This is a genomic window from Ectobacillus ponti, assembly GCF_024294785.1.
GTDB classification, from domain to species: Bacteria; Bacillota; Bacilli; order Bacillales; family Bacillaceae_G; genus Ectobacillus; species Ectobacillus ponti.
The window spans coordinates 99,503-113,314 of sequence record NZ_JANCLT010000009.1 but is presented as its reverse complement, the minus strand read 5'-3'; the positions used below and the strand labels follow the sequence as shown (position 1 = coordinate 113,314).

The 13,812-nt window shown below is 47.5% G+C and carries 13 protein-coding genes; 2 read left to right on the top strand and 11 right to left on the bottom strand.

Going from position 1 to position 13,812, the window contains the following annotated elements; all coding sequences use genetic code 11:
- Positions 1-336: 336 nt before the first annotated feature.
- From NK662_RS16355 to NK662_RS16340, 4 genes are all read right to left on the bottom strand, one after another.
- Positions 337-1,539, bottom strand: coding sequence for a CaiB/BaiF CoA transferase family protein (locus NK662_RS16355; RefSeq protein ID WP_254760016.1), 1,203 nt, complete (start codon positions 1,537-1,539; stop codon positions 337-339).
- A gap of 189 nt (positions 1,540-1,728) precedes the next feature.
- Complete coding sequence (locus tag NK662_RS16350) at positions 1,729-3,486, bottom strand: hydantoinase B/oxoprolinase family protein (protein WP_254760015.1); 1,758 nt, start codon at positions 3,484-3,486, stop codon at positions 1,729-1,731.
- Positions 3,473-5,536, bottom strand: coding sequence for a hydantoinase/oxoprolinase family protein (locus NK662_RS16345; protein ID WP_254760014.1), 2,064 nt, complete (start codon positions 5,534-5,536; stop codon positions 3,473-3,475). The genes NK662_RS16350 and NK662_RS16345 overlap by 14 nt, the downstream gene beginning before the upstream one ends.
- A complete protein-coding gene (locus tag NK662_RS16340; RefSeq protein ID WP_254760013.1) occupies positions 5,529-6,155 on the bottom strand; it encodes an isochorismatase family protein in 627 nt (208 codons plus the stop codon). Before NK662_RS16340 ends, NK662_RS16345 begins: the two co-directional genes overlap by 8 nt.
- Positions 6,156-6,354: 199 nt before the next feature.
- On the opposite strand from NK662_RS16340, the gene NK662_RS16335 reads away from it, so the two are divergent.
- Positions 6,355-7,023: a GntR family transcriptional regulator gene (locus NK662_RS16335; protein WP_254760012.1), complete on the top strand. Its 669-nt coding sequence runs from the start codon at positions 6,355-6,357 to the stop codon at positions 7,021-7,023.
- Positions 7,020-7,904 carry a hydroxymethylglutaryl-CoA lyase gene (locus tag NK662_RS16330; RefSeq protein ID WP_254760011.1) on the top strand — a complete coding sequence of 295 codons (885 nt, stop codon included), beginning with the start codon at positions 7,020-7,022 and terminating at the stop codon, positions 7,902-7,904. The genes NK662_RS16335 and NK662_RS16330 overlap by 4 nt, the downstream gene beginning before the upstream one ends.
- A gap of 289 nt (positions 7,905-8,193) precedes the next feature.
- Here the strand turns inward: NK662_RS16330 and NK662_RS16325 are convergent, their stop codons facing one another.
- The 7 genes from NK662_RS16325 to NK662_RS16295 form a co-directional block, all read right to left on the bottom strand.
- Positions 8,194-8,394: a hypothetical protein gene (locus NK662_RS16325; RefSeq protein WP_254760010.1), complete on the bottom strand. Its 201-nt coding sequence runs from the start codon at positions 8,392-8,394 to the stop codon at positions 8,194-8,196.
- 187 nt (positions 8,395-8,581) lie between these two features.
- Positions 8,582-10,231 (bottom strand): FAD-binding dehydrogenase, encoded by a 1,650-nt coding sequence (locus NK662_RS16320; RefSeq protein WP_254760009.1) that lies wholly within the window; start codon positions 10,229-10,231, stop codon positions 8,582-8,584.
- Between the two features lie 296 nt (positions 10,232-10,527).
- Complete coding sequence (locus NK662_RS16315) at positions 10,528-10,881, bottom strand: helix-turn-helix domain-containing protein (RefSeq protein WP_254760008.1); 354 nt, start codon at positions 10,879-10,881, stop codon at positions 10,528-10,530.
- 163 nt (positions 10,882-11,044) lie between these two features.
- Positions 11,045-11,626 (bottom strand): hypothetical protein, encoded by a 582-nt coding sequence (locus tag NK662_RS16310; protein WP_254760007.1) that lies wholly within the window; start codon positions 11,624-11,626, stop codon positions 11,045-11,047.
- Positions 11,627-11,829: 203 nt separating this feature from the next.
- A complete protein-coding gene (locus NK662_RS16305) occupies positions 11,830-12,210 on the bottom strand; it encodes a hypothetical protein (protein WP_254760006.1) in 381 nt (126 codons plus the stop codon).
- A 135-nt stretch (positions 12,211-12,345) separates the two neighbouring features.
- The gene (locus tag NK662_RS16300; protein ID WP_254760005.1) at positions 12,346-13,173 is read right to left on the bottom strand and encodes an alpha/beta fold hydrolase; all 828 of its coding nucleotides are present in this window, start codon (positions 13,171-13,173) and stop codon (positions 12,346-12,348) included.
- A 154-nt stretch (positions 13,174-13,327) separates the two neighbouring features.
- The gene (locus NK662_RS16295) at positions 13,328-13,621 is read right to left on the bottom strand and encodes an aldo/keto reductase (RefSeq protein ID WP_254760004.1); all 294 of its coding nucleotides are present in this window, start codon (positions 13,619-13,621) and stop codon (positions 13,328-13,330) included.
- Positions 13,622-13,812: the final 191 nt, after the last annotated feature.

Below are 13,812 nucleotides of genomic sequence, written 5' to 3'. Positions count from 1 at the left end.
GCAATAAGGCTGCCATCTTAATAAGATTACATGGTTACGCGGGGTTTTAGGCCTTTTTTAGACCATTCCAAGTTACCTATGGCAACTTTTTGTCGAAATGACAAGTGTATTTTGCACAGAAATTGTTTACTCCCTTAGACAGGTCACAAAAATCAGTTTCGTCTGCCCTAACAGTTTGTAGACACAGCATCAAAAAATATCTTCTTGCTTACAAGACATACACTATAACAGAAAACAGTCCCTAGCAAAGCCACAGGACTGTTCAAGATAAAACATTAGGGGGGTAAGACTATTCAGACTTTCTGTCATCTTCCAAGTACCAGGAAACAGCTCCCATTAGATGATGCCGTCTTCCTTTAAGCGAGTAAGCTCATGATGAGATGTTTGGAGCAATTCACCATAAATCTCTTCATTGTGCTTTCCCATTTTTTCAGGGCCAGGCTGGCTTACTCTACCTGGTGTTCTGCTGAGCTTTGGTACAACTCCAGGCATTGGAAACTCTCCTAATGTGGGATGCTCTACTTTAATAATCATTTCTCTTTCTTGATAGTGCGGGTCTTCCAAAATGTCCTTTGCGGAATAAATAAGCCCGGATGGAACGCCAAAGTCTTCTAATCTTGCCAGGCACTCTTTTGCCGGCAATGTCTTTGTCCACTCTTCAATCAGGGCATCTAAAGCCTTCATGTTTTCACCACGTGCCGTGTGGGTTGCGTAGTTAGGATGTTCCGCCAGTTCCGGCTTCTCCATCGCTTGACATAGACGTTTAAAGACACCATCCGCATTTGCTCCAATGACTACGTAGGTCTTATCTTTTGTAAAGTATATATTAGAGGGTGCAACACCCGGCAAGATGTTTCCCATTCTCTCACGAATGTATCCGGCAAGCATGTAGTCCGGAATAATGCTTTCCATTACGGCAAATACCGCCTCGTATAGTGCAGTATCCACTACTTGCCCTTTTCCTGAATGATTTCGCTCCTGCAGTGCTGTCAGACAGCCGATGGTGGCAAATAATGCGGCTAATGTGTCTCCAATAGAAATTCCAATTCGTGAGGGCGCACGGTCCGGAAAGCCGGTTACATAACGAAGCCCACCCATTGCCTCCCCAACGCTTCCAAAACCAGCTCTGTTTTTATAGGGGCCCGTCTGGCCAAACCCAGAGGTTCTGACCATAATTAACTTCTCGTTTACGGCTGCCAACTCTTCATATGACAGGTTCCACTTTTCCATGGTGCCCGGCCGGAAGTTTTCAATAATGATATCACTTTTCGCCGCCAATTCTTTAAACATTCTTTGCCCTTCTTCTTCCCGTAAATTAAGAGTAATGGATTTCTTGTTTCGCGATTGAATTGGCCACCATAACCCTTGTTCCTCTACTTGCTTCCCCCATTTTCGCATAGGGTCCGGTTTATCAGGCGGCTCAATCTTAATGACCTCAGCACCAAAATCAGCAAGCAGCCTTCCTGAGAACGGACCAGCCAGGAGTGTCCCTAGCTCTAAAACACGAATTCCCTGTAAAGGGAGACGCTCTTGAGTCATATATATTCCTCCCAATCTCTTATATTGAAACAGCAGTATCTACGAATGGCACAAGACATTATCTTTATAAATTTCAAATAGCAGGGGATATATGGAAACCAAACAATCCCGACAGGACTGCACCTTTTCTTCTGTAAAAGCAGCCTTGCCAAGATAGCTTGGCAAGGCTGCTGAAACGGCGCAAAGAAATTAAGCAAACACACGATTTCCAAAATGGAATGACTTCAATTCTCCTCTTTCTGCCGCCAGCTTTGCACGCATTTCAGTTGTTTTTTGCTCGTCAATTTCTCCAGTTTGGCCTGTGACAACCCCATAGGAATGTAGAGCTTTTTCTGCGCTTACCAGCCCTCTGTCCACATCCAAAAGCACCTTTTGCGGATCACGTTCAAGCGGGTCACCCCAACCGCCGCTTCCGGCAGTCACAAACAAAATTTGATCTCCTTCTTCCACAACTACATTGTCAATTTTGGAAGGAAGTTCGATTCTAGTCCCATCCTTTTTGATGAGGGTTTTGTGAGATGAAGAGCCCGGCTCCCCTCCATTAATACCCCACGGTTGGATGGACGAACGATCATCATGGATGGACACAGTCCCTGCTGCGAGACAAGTATACAGCTTTCTATTGCAATTACCACCACGATGGAAGCCTGCCCCGCCGGAGTCCATGCCTGTCTCGTAGAGCTCCACACGCAATGGATAGTAGGTTTCCAGGTATTCCGTCGGAATGTTAACAAAAGCCGGCCACCAGGAGTGTCCATCCAAACCGTCTCCAATTGGTCTGCCTGGCAGACCTCCGTACATGACCTCCATGAGGTTGAAGTAGCGGCCTTCCTGATCATGCCCGGAGTAGATGAAATATGGACTTGTACCGTAGCCTGCCGCAGGGCTGTTTTGTGGTGTCTTAATAGAAAGGGCTCCACTCAGTACGTCAAACAGACGGCTTAACGCATGTGTCCGACACCCTAACGCGGCTGGAAACTTCGGTCTCAGCAAGCTTTCTTCCGGGGTTTTTATGTGCAGTACATCATAAAACCCGTCGTTGAACATAATGGCAGGGTCAAAGACTGATATTAAGAATGAACCAATGAACATCTTGAACATGGAATCACTGAGGTAATAATTGATTGGACCAGGGGATTGCTTATCTGTTCCTGTCCAGTCAAAGTACGCTTGGTCCCCTTCCCGCCAGATGGTCAGGTTCATTTTAAACGGACCATTTCCCAAGCCATCGTCATCAATGTAGTCCGCAAAGGATACAGGCTCCTCAGGAAGGAAATTCACGATAAGCTGCCGCATCATGCGATTTGTCCGTTCCAGCAGCGCATCAAGTGCTCCGAGATATGCCTCTGCCCCGAAGCGCTCACAGAGCTCTTTCACCCGGTTTTCTGCTGTGCGGCAGGAGGCAACAATGGCCATCAGATCACTGTAGTTTTCCAAAGGCGTTCTTGTGTTTGCCTTTATGATCTTAATAATGGCTTCGTTTAGTTTCCCTTTCTCAAACAGCTTGACAGGAGGAAAACGTACACCTTCACCAAAAATAGTAGTTGCTGCTACAGGCATACTGGACGGCACTGGCCCACCAACATCCATGACGTGTCCAAACATAGATGCATACCCCACAATTTGCTTTTGGAAGAAAATTGGGTTGATAATCATCCAATCGTTAATGTGGGAGATGGAGCCGCCGCAGCTGTACGGGTCACTTAAAAAGATCACATCGCCCTCATGAATTCCTTCAGGGAATTGATTCACAACTTCAGGTACGTGGGAGCCAAAATTCCCCACAACCATTTTGCCCTCTGGATCCGTAATCATCGGAAAGCAGTCATGCTGTTCCCGGATAACGGGTGACATAGCGGAACGAAACAGAGTGACATCCATTTCCTCTTTGATATTTTTGAGGGCATTCTCAATAATATCAACGGTAATTGAATCAATTTTCTTCATTCCGATCCCTCCTGTGAATTAACAGATTCATATACTGGTCAACCTCTGCATAAAACCCCGGCTGCACAAGTGTTGTTGTATCTTTCTGCACCACAATCGCCGGACCTGCAATCCGGTTATTAGGCTGCAGCAGCTTTCTGTCGTAAATCGGAGTCTTTTGAAACGCCCCGTCGAAGTACGCCTGATGCTCTGCATCCACGATGGCATGGGAAGCATCTTCCGATCCCGGCTCGCTAATTGGCAGCTCAGGCGACATGACCTGTCCAATTGCTACGGCCCGCACATTGACAATTTCAAGCTCCGTATCCATGGTAAAGCCGTATATTTGCTGATGAATTGCATCGAAACGGTCCTTCAGCAAGTTCAGCCCCTGTTGAGCTACATCAGCAAGTGTGATTTCGATTGGAATCTCGAAGCCCTGACGGAAGTATCGCACGTCTACTTCATATTTCACTATGCTCTGTGACTTCTCTACGGATTCCTGCTCCAACCATGAAATACACTCTGCACCTAAAGCCTGCAGTTCCTCTGTAATATCAGATTCTGTAATTTGTGACAGTACCCGGATAAAGGTTTTGGAAAACTCATTCCGGATATCTGATTGTAAAAATCCAAGAGCTGACAGAACGCCCGGGGTTTGTGGAACGATAACCGGGAAGCTGCCGGAAAGACTGCCAAGCGCGTTGCCGTGTAATGGACCTGCTCCACCGAGTGCGAGAAGCGAGAACTCACGCGGGTCATATCCTTTTTCGACAGATACGACGCGAATTGCACCGTACATATTCTCATTTACAATGTCGTAGATTCCCTTGGCAGCCCGGTAAATGTCCGTATCCAGCTTATCAGCTATTGTTCTAACTGCTTCCTTCGCTGCCTCCACATCCAACTGCATTTCCCCGCCGACGAGGTTTGGAGGCAAGTAGCCGAGCACGACGTTGGCATCTGTTACTGTTGGTTCTGTCCCACCTTTGCCGTAGCAAGCCGGACCTGGTTCAGCACCTGCACTTTGTGGCCCTACCCGCAACGCACCGGTTAAAGGAACATGAGCGATGGAACCGCCGCCTGCCCCGATACTTACGACTTCTAGTGAAGGGGCTTTTACCGGGAACACGCCTACCTTGGTTTCCCTTGACACCCGTGGTTTGCCATCATAAGTCAGTGCGACGTCAGTAGAAGTGCCGCCAATATCAAATGAAATGACATTCCGATAGCCTGTTTGGACACCAATCATCGCGGAGGCCGTGACACCGCCTGAAGGACCTGACAGCATGGTATGAACAGGACGCGCAGCTGCAGCTGGAATGCTCATCAGTCCGCCGTCAGACCGTACAATACTGACTCTTTTATCTAAATTCTGATCTTGGAGCTTATTTTCAATGTTACGGAGATACCTTTGCATGGATGGACGGACATAGGAGTTCATTACGGTTGTTAGGGTTCTTTCATATTCTCTGAATTCAGGAAGGATATCGTAGGAGATGGTGACAGGGATTGTTGGATTGATTGATTCAGCAATGTCTTGAATCAACTTCTCATGTTGAGGATTGGCATAGGAGTTGATCAAGCTAATGGTCAGGCTATCTACGCCTTTTGCGTATAAATCTTGGATTTTCTCTTTTACATCTACAATGTCAATGGGTACTAGAACTTCCCCGTTTGATGCAATTCGTTCCTTCACTCCCCGGGTGAGCACCAGGTCTGCTAATGGGTCTGGTTTCAGGAACCCCATCCAGGCACTTACAGGAGCCGGTGTCCAGGAACGCGCCACATGGAGAATTTGTTCAAAGCCCATCGTTGTAATTAAACCAACCTTGGCCCCTTTCCCTTCTAATACAGCATTGGTTGCCACTGTTGTCCCGTGAATAATGGAACGGAGCTCACCCATGTCTATTCCTGTTTCCTTACAAATCTTCTCAATTCCATTCATCAGGCCAATAGACTGGTCTGATGGAGTAGACGGTGTTTTTGTGCCATAAATCTGGCCCGTCGCTTCATCTTGCAGCACGATATCAGTGAAGGTTCCTCCTACGTCAACAGCAACCCTAAACATGAACAAATTCCCCTTTCAAATAGGTTTTTACAGTTTCAAGCGTTACGACATCCCCGTATTTTGTTTGAATATCATACAAGTTTGCTTGATGTGCTTGTGAAGAGCGGTCGCCAACACACTCTTCAGGGATGATGACACGATAGCCATGTTGAAGCGCGTCAACAGCTGTGGCCCGGACACAGCCTGATGTTGTGCAGCCTGCAAGGATTACCGTGTCGATTTTCTCAGCTGTCAGCATGGAGGAAAGTGAAGTGCCGAAGAAGGAGCTTGCATATTTCTTAATCACTAAAGGTTCTGTGTCTGCGTTTCTTGTGAGTCTCTTGTCCACTTTTACCCATTCACTCTCTGCAGTCAAAGCCTTAAGAGCTGGGATTTTCTTAATAAAGTGTCCCCCATCCTTATAGTGAGTCTCATACACGACTGTGGTGAAAACAATGAGAATCCCTTTTTCTCTTGCAATATCTAACAGTTCTTTCGTAGCGGCAATCTCCTTGTCCATGTTAGACCCAAGCAGACAATCGGGATCTGTAAATCCGTGGATAAAATCTACCACAATGATGGCAGGTCGCACCCCGGGTCCCACTGCCGACCCAAAACCTTCAAACACATCCTGTTTCATCGCACACCACCCTCCTTAATATTCTGATAATTCTGTAAAAAAATATATCATTACTGTATACAAAGAGTCAATATTTTTTTACAATGGATATAGAGAAATATGGGTAAATCCCTTATTTATCAGTCATCGTTTTAATTTTGCAATCATGGAATATTTCTGTAGAAAGGCACCATTGTATACAATGTTATAGAGGTGACATATGGATTTATATGAAGCTATTAAAAATGCAATCATTACTGGTACGTTTGAACCCGGAAAGAGGTTAACAGAAGAGATGCTGGCAAGTGAGTTCCATGTCAGTCGAACGCCAATCCGGGAGGCCCTTAAGCAGTTAGAGCACGATGGGCTGGTTACAGCATTAAAGAAAGGGGTGTCTGTTCGCTCTTTTACGAGAGAGGACATTCAACAAATCTACAACCTGCGGGCATTGTTAGAAAGCTACGCTGCTAGCCAGGCCGCTGTCTATCGTTCAGTGGATGACATTGCAAGCATGCGTGCAGCAAACCTTCGTTATAAGGAAGCCCTACAAAAGGAGTCTTCCTTAGATCTTCACACCATTCACGAAGTAATGAAAATCAATCAGCTCTTCCATGAAGCTGTGATTACAGCTTCCCAAAATGAGCACCTGCGATTCCATATTTCTAAAGTAGTAATGCTGCCGCTGATGTTCCACTCCTTCTACTGGTATGATTTAGGGCAAATCCAAGCTTCCTTGCAGGCGCATGAGACAATGGTTACAGCCATTGAGCGTCAAGATGCCGAACGAGCCAAGATTGTGATGCAAGAACACGTATACCAGGCCAGAGACCATGTACTCGACCATTTGGAGGAAATACAAAATCGGATGGAAAAGAGGGAATTTGTATGATTCATATTTGTGAAGTGGGTCCAAGGGATGGCTTGCAAAATGAGAAACAACAGATTTCAACTGACACAAAAGTAAATCTCATTCTAAAGTTGATAGAAGCCGGTATTCAAAAGATTGAGGCAGTTTCTTTTGTAAATCCTAAAGTCATTCCACAAATGGCGGATGCGGAAGAAGTCATGGCCCGGCTCCCCAAACGAGAGGCCGTTTCCTACGCGGGGCTTGTTCTAAGCCGTTCGGGAATGGAGAGAGCTGCCCACACACAAGTTGATACCATCCATGTTGTAACCGCTACAAGTGATGCATTCAATATGAGAAACGCAAGAAGAACCGTTGACCAATCCGTTTCTGAACTTGTTGAAGTCATACGAGATGGAATGCATGCGGGAAAAAAGAGTGTTGGCATTCTCGGAACAGCCTTTGGCTGTCCCTATGGGGGCAAAGTTCCCGTTGAGCGCTTGCTGCGGGTAGCAGAAGCATTCCTAACAGCAGGTGCTGAAGAGATTACCTTGGCTGATACAACCGGAATGGCGAATCCTGCACAAGTTATAGAAATCGTACAAACTTTCATGAACACGTTTGGCTCTTCGTGCAAATTGGGCTTACACTTCCATAACACTCGGGGACTGGGTTTGGCCAATACGTTAGCTGGATATCAGGCGGGTGTTAGACGCTTTGATTCTTCCATTGCAGGGCTTGGGGGCTGTCCGTTCGCACCTAAGGCTGTGGGGAATGTGTGTACAGAGGATATGGTGAATATGTTTCTGCAGATGGGCGTTGCAGTGGATGTCAACTTGAAAGCATTAATAGAAACAGCTAAGTGGTTGGAAGCACAAATGGATCGTCCTCTTGATGGTATGCTTATGAAGGTAGGGGTTTCTTGATAGTTTATGTTTATTAGAAAATGTGGAAATAGGACGGAATCCAATGGGGACGGTTGTATCTGAATAGTTGATAATATTTGGTGATGTTTGGCTAGTCCGGCTTGACAGGGAGTCTCTCGGGCATGATGCCCATTGCTTGAGCGCTACCTTTGAAAAGGCAAGGCAGCGCCCGGCACACCGGCCTATCATGTCCCCCTCTCCCAGTCATGCCGTGTCTCATCATATAGTTGGAAAACCATTTACACAAAAATATTTACGCTCCCTGGGGGGATTTAACTGAAAGTTAATTCTATACCTTTTCAAATGCTACATCAATTACGTCAGGCATTTCTTTCTTGATTTCCTCCAAATCCTTTTGCAATTCCTCTGTTGAATCGTTTAAAGAATCGTACATTGTATTTTTTAAACGGCTCCCCACTTCTTTCATTGAGGTATATGTCAATCCACCAGAAACGAATCCGCCGAAAATGAAATAGAGCAGGCTGACCATGGATGCTCCGTGCAGCTGCAGGAAGGGTTCTGTCCGTCTAAGAATTTAATCGTACCCCCAAAGCGAAAATTTTGCAGAAACCGCCCACTTTTACCGGCTTGGGACAGTTTATTTTGGTTAGGTTGATGACCGTCGGCACCCCTCTTCGTTCATTCTCCCTTGTATGCGAAAAGGAGCACCAACAGCACTATTCGGCAGCTATCGCCCTGCCGGCCACACGTCCTGTAAAGAGGCAGCCGCCCACAAAAGTCCCTTCGAGTGAGCGGTATCCATGCATCCCGCCGCCGCCGAATCCGGAAACTTCACCGGCTGCGTACAGTCCGGGAACCGGGTTCCCTGCAGCATTCAGGACTCTGCCCGACAAGTCGGTTTGCAGTCCCCCCAAGGTTTTGCGGCTTAGCAGGTTCAGGCGGACAGCAATCAGCGGCCCATTTTTCGGATCCAGTATTTTATGCAGAGGAGCCACTCGGATCAATTTGTCGCCCAGGTAATTGCGGGCCCCGCGTATAGACGTAATCTGAAGGTCCTTCGTAAAAGTATTGTCGATTTCACGGTCTCTTGCCTGTATTTGCCGTTCCATATCGGACAGGTTCAACAGATTTTCACCGGTTAGTGCATTCATACCCTTCACAAGGTCAGCCAGGTTATCGGCAATCACAAAATCCTCGCCTTTGTCCATAAAAGCTTTGATAGGGGCTGAGGCACCGGGCAATGCTCTTCCCAATACTTGACGAATGCTCTTTCCTGTCAAATCCGGATTCTGCTCCGACCCGGAAAGGGCAAATTCCTTTTCAATGATCTTCTGTGTCAGGATGAACCAGGAATAATCATATCCAGTCTTTTTGATGGCATCCAGGGTGCCCAATGTGTCAAAGCCCGGGAAATTCGGAGCCTGAAACCGCTTGCCTGTGGCATCCAGCCAAAGTGAGGATGGTCCGGGAAGAATCCGTATTCCATGGTTGCTCCAAATCGGATTCCAGTTTTTCAGCCCCTCCGTGTAGTGCCACATCCGGTCACGGTTTACAATTCGGCCGCCCGCTTCCTCTGTGATGGCCAGCATCCTGCCGTCAACGTGGGCCGGCACACCGGTAACCATGTGCTTCGGAGGCTCACCCAGCCGGCTTGGCCAATTTTGCCGCACCAAGTCAAGGTTGCCGCCGATACCGCCGCTCGATACCAATACCGCCGGTGCACGATATGCAAAGCCGCCAATCACTTCCCGGCTGCTGTCCTCCCCGCGGGCTGCCGAACTTGGGACCAGAACGGAGCCGCTGACCCCGACAACCGCACCATTGCTTGTGATAAGCTGATCTACCCGGTGGCGCGGCAGAAACTTGACCAATCCGTTTTTCATGTGTTTACGAACCCGGCGCTCAAACGGGGCAACAAGACCGGGACCGGTTCCCCAGACAATATGGAAGCGGGGCACAGAGTTTCCATGCCCGTCGGCAAGATACCCGCCGCGCTCCGCCCAGCCTACGACCGGAAAGAAGCGGACACCCATCTCATACAGCCAGGAACGCTTTTCACCTGCAGCGAAATCGACATACGCTTCGGCCCATTTTCTTGCCCAATCATCCTCGTCATCTTCCCGGTCGAACCCGGCCGTGCCCAGCCAGTCCTGCCATGCCAGCTCTTTGGAATCCTTTATCCCCATCCGGCGCTGCTCCGGTGAATCGACCATAAACAAGCCGCCGAAGGACCACCAAGCCTGTCCGCCCATGGAGGCTTCCGGCTCTTGGTCCAAAAGCAGCACCTGTTTGCCGGCATCGGCTATTTCGGCTGTTGCTGTTAAACCAGCAAGCCCGGCGCCCACTACTATCGCGTCAAAATCCACATTGTGTCCCCCTATTTTCTATTTTCAGATAACGTCATTTAATTATATCAATATAATTATTGTAGCGCTACATAAATGAAAATCATCTGCAGCGATTGGAATTGCCTATTCATCACGCAAAACCTTTTTCGTCTCAGGATCCGCCAAAATAACAAGTGGCCCAGTATATCCTGCTTATGGGATCTGAACGCAACCTTATAAAAACAGAAACAAGTAAAGCCATTCACCCAAGCACAAGACTGATAGCAGTCGCAGACTATACAGCTACTATTATTCTATTTTTTATCTGCCGCCATTTAATATGCTTTATTCTCCTTGGCAGCCTCAGCCAACCAAAGTTTTAAGGAGTCCCTGCTGAATACGTATTTCTTTCCAATTTTTATGTAAGGGAGCCTCATGCCGACAAATGCACCTGTTTTCTTCAATGCATCCTCCTCCCGGTCAATCATAAACTGAAGGTACTCCTCTGATACCTGCAAATACTTTGCCGCCTCCGAAAAACTCAGCACATCCTTTGACGCCCCCTGTTCCTCAACCTTGGCGGCTGTTGGTTTAGCCTCCACAAGCTTTCCCGACTGGCCGTTCCAAATGATGGCACCCGACAACATGAGCAAGGCCACAAAGATAATCCAAGCACTTCTCTGCTCCATGATTTTTCGTCCAAATACAAGAATTACAACCATTTTATTACAGAATCAAGGCTGTAACAATCCGATTTTTCTTACGATTCGAGAGGAAGCTGCTGCCTTGTGCGCCAGCTGTTCCTTTCCATTGGCCTTTTTCGCAAAGCTTGCTGCTGTTGGACATTTCGCATCATTCGGGTAATCCTGGAGCTTCTCCCCTTATCTCGCCCCATTTCTCTTTGTACTTGGCGTCTCTCTGAATGGGTTGCAATTCTCTCCTCTGAAGACTTCTAAACTCACTGGTCTGTTCCTTTCGATTTTGCCTGAACAGCTCCAGCATTTTGTTCTTCTTTGCCTGAAAAGCTGCCTGCAGCTGCTCTTTGTTCTGCGCTGCCAGGAATTGCATAGGTCCCACATAATATAGCTTTTTCTCTTGGGAAACCGGCATTTCCTCCAAGGAGCTGCCGGGAGCGTACGCGAGCAATACAGGAAGGTCCGTTCGGGAGCCAATCACAATATATCCGTTTCTTTGGCCGGCCGTAATCATGTCGTACTGATAAGCAATTGCGATATCATCCACATCATAGATGTTCCTGACGAAGACCAGCTCGCTATGGTGAATCTCGGGACTTTTTCTCTGGATCAGGCTCTTGGCAACCTCCATCCCTTCCTTAACAGACACTGGCGGACTGCCATTAGATGCTGCGTGCACAAGATACCCGCCCGCACCCAATAGGATGCAACCCAATCCCATCATTACCTTTTTTCTCATATGTGCCCCTCTCTTCCTGCCTCTGCATAGCATCCAGTGTATCCCATCTGCGGCCGCAGAAGACATATGAGGAGAAGCACGCCCCCGCAGCATTGCCAGGAAAGAATCCAGCGGCATACAAGAAAAGGCAACTCCCGGACAGAAGTTGCTGGTTCACCGTGCTCTCAGTATGAATGATTGATTGTTTTGGCAGCTATGCTTTTCTAATCCCTCGGAGCCAGCTGAATGAATTCCTTTGTATCTGTACTGATATATACACCAATGCCGCCAAGAGTCGGGTTTTCATCGGATGGAAAATCCACCAGATAGACTTCTTTTCCATCATATTTTGTTCCTTTTAACACACTATTCTTCAGGGTGAGCTTCCGCACTGTTGCACTCTCCCATGAACCCTTCACATGAGATTGCTGCTCCTGCGATAAGTGTTCCCAGGCAATCTGTTTCATATCTTTTGTCATATTGCTTGCTGCTGTGCTGTTGCCTGCAGCGGATCCATGGCTTGTTTCTGTTTTCTCCTGCTTGGAGCAGGCCATCACACCCGACACCAGCACCGCTGAGACCGTCAGCAATATTATTTTTTTCAAAGTAATCCCCTCTCTCTTCATTTATCTAAGAGCCCCCTTCTGTTTGGAGAGCATTCATACTCCCAAAGAGAAAGGACCTTTTTGCCTCATTCCAGGGGCATCTTTTCCTGCTTCAGGAACAAGGCAGGTGAAGAATCACTTGTATTCATAAGAAACGCCATCCAGCACAGGCAACCTCTCTTTCTTTAGGAAAGCATGCAAGATGGAGTTGAATTGTTCTTTCCTCATTAAAGTTACGGGATCAAATGCATCCCTGAATCCAACCAGCGTACTGTGCGGAATTTCATGGAAAATGGTTCTGGCCCCTTTTTCTTCATCAATGCCGTATGACTTTCTGTCCCCGTACATCACCAGCGTATCCGCAGCAATGCGGTGAAGGTGCTCTTTGATCTTAGGAAGCGGCGTAGTTTTCATGGCAAGGAATGTTTTCTTGGTGAACTGGATTGATTTGCCAAGGATCTCCCGCGTGTACACTTGGTCCGGCTGTTTTCCTTTGTACAGGGAGTATGTAGCCGAATTAATGAACTGGACGGGAAGAAGCTTGGTTAAAAAAACGGTAAGCGCCATCACAAGCTTGCTCGTCTGATCCGGCAGTTCACACCACGCATCGGCCAGGACCAGGCTTTTCACATAGCCCGGATAGCTGTAGGCAAGCATTTGCGCCACACCCGCTCCCATTGATACGCCGACCACGTGCGCAGCAGCAATCTGAAGATGATCCAGCAGCCCCGGCAGGTCCTCCATCATCGCTTCGTAGGAAAATGCCTGGTCCCCAAACTCTGGATTGGACTTGCCATGGAAGCGCAGGTCAACCAATATTAATTGGTAATGCTCTTTGAAGGCCTCAATCTGCGGCTCCCACATGGACCAGCTTGCGCCCATTCCATGCAGAAACAGGATGGGTTCTCCTTTTCCGACAACCTCATAATGTATAGGTGCTCCATTGATTTCAACCGTGGCCATTTGATTCGCCCTCCTTCATCCTGACGCATAGGTCATGCTGTACTCTTAAAATGATAATCTAAGTGGTATGCCTTGTTTCAAAGCTCATTTTATGATTTGGGAAGCGGACAGCTGCATCTGCCTTAGACATACTCTCTCAATTTCCAATGCCATCTCATCTGAAATCTGCTCGACAGTCCCCCTTACATTTTCCACTATCTGCTCCGGGCTGGAGGCGCCAAGCAACGCGCTCGGCTTCCCCATTCTGATAGACATTGGCCGTATCAAATGAATTGATGCCCAGCTCAAATGCCTTATGGATGGTTTGAATAGATTCTTTCTCTCCAATCTTGTCCCCGAAGGTCAGATAGCTGCCCAAGCTGAGCTCACACACCTGTAAACCTGATGTCCCCAATCTGTTATATTTGAAAAATATCCCCTTTCCGCCATTCAAATAAAATTTTACCATCTTATAAATTCATTTGCTTCATACAGCACGAAACGGTCATTCCAGCCACACGCCGCATCGTCCAAGCTTGTGCCTCCGAGCATGCTGATTTTGTAGATATCTCCCTTTCTCCCATCTGCAAAACCTGCAATATTTCCTTCAGCATGTATGGCAGCAAATAGCCCCCGTATTCAAAACGGCTGCAGGATGGT

Bases quoted from the DNA above. Each gene is read 5' to 3' on its own strand.
- NK662_RS16355 (WP_254760016.1), bottom strand. From the start codon at position 1,539: ATGACTCAAGAGCGTCTCCCTTTACAGGGAATTCGTGTTTTAGAGCTA.
- NK662_RS16350 (WP_254760015.1), bottom strand. From the start codon at position 3,486: ATGAAGAAAATTGATTCAATTACCGTTGATATTATTGAGAATGCCCTC.
- NK662_RS16345 (WP_254760014.1), bottom strand. From the start codon at position 5,536: ATGTTTAGGGTTGCTGTTGACGTAGGAGGAACCTTCACTGATATCGTG.
- NK662_RS16340 (WP_254760013.1), bottom strand. From the start codon at position 6,155: ATGAAACAGGATGTGTTTGAAGGTTTTGGGTCGGCAGTGGGACCCGGG.
- NK662_RS16335 (WP_254760012.1), top strand. From the start codon at position 6,355: ATGGATTTATATGAAGCTATTAAAAATGCAATCATTACTGGTACGTTT.
- NK662_RS16330 (WP_254760011.1), top strand. From the start codon at position 7,020: ATGATTCATATTTGTGAAGTGGGTCCAAGGGATGGCTTGCAAAATGAG.
- NK662_RS16325 (WP_254760010.1), bottom strand. From the start codon at position 8,394: ATGGTCAGCCTGCTCTATTTCATTTTCGGCGGATTCGTTTCTGGTGGA.
- NK662_RS16315 (WP_254760008.1), bottom strand. From the start codon at position 10,881: ATGGAGCAGAGAAGTGCTTGGATTATCTTTGTGGCCTTGCTCATGTTG.
- NK662_RS16310 (WP_254760007.1), bottom strand. From the start codon at position 11,626: ATGAGAAAAAAGGTAATGATGGGATTGGGTTGCATCCTATTGGGTGCG.
- NK662_RS16300 (WP_254760005.1), bottom strand. From the start codon at position 13,173: ATGGCCACGGTTGAAATCAATGGAGCACCTATACATTATGAGGTTGTC.
- NK662_RS16295 (WP_254760004.1), bottom strand. From the start codon at position 13,621: ATGGTAAAATTTTATTTGAATGGCGGAAAGGGGATATTTTTCAAATAT.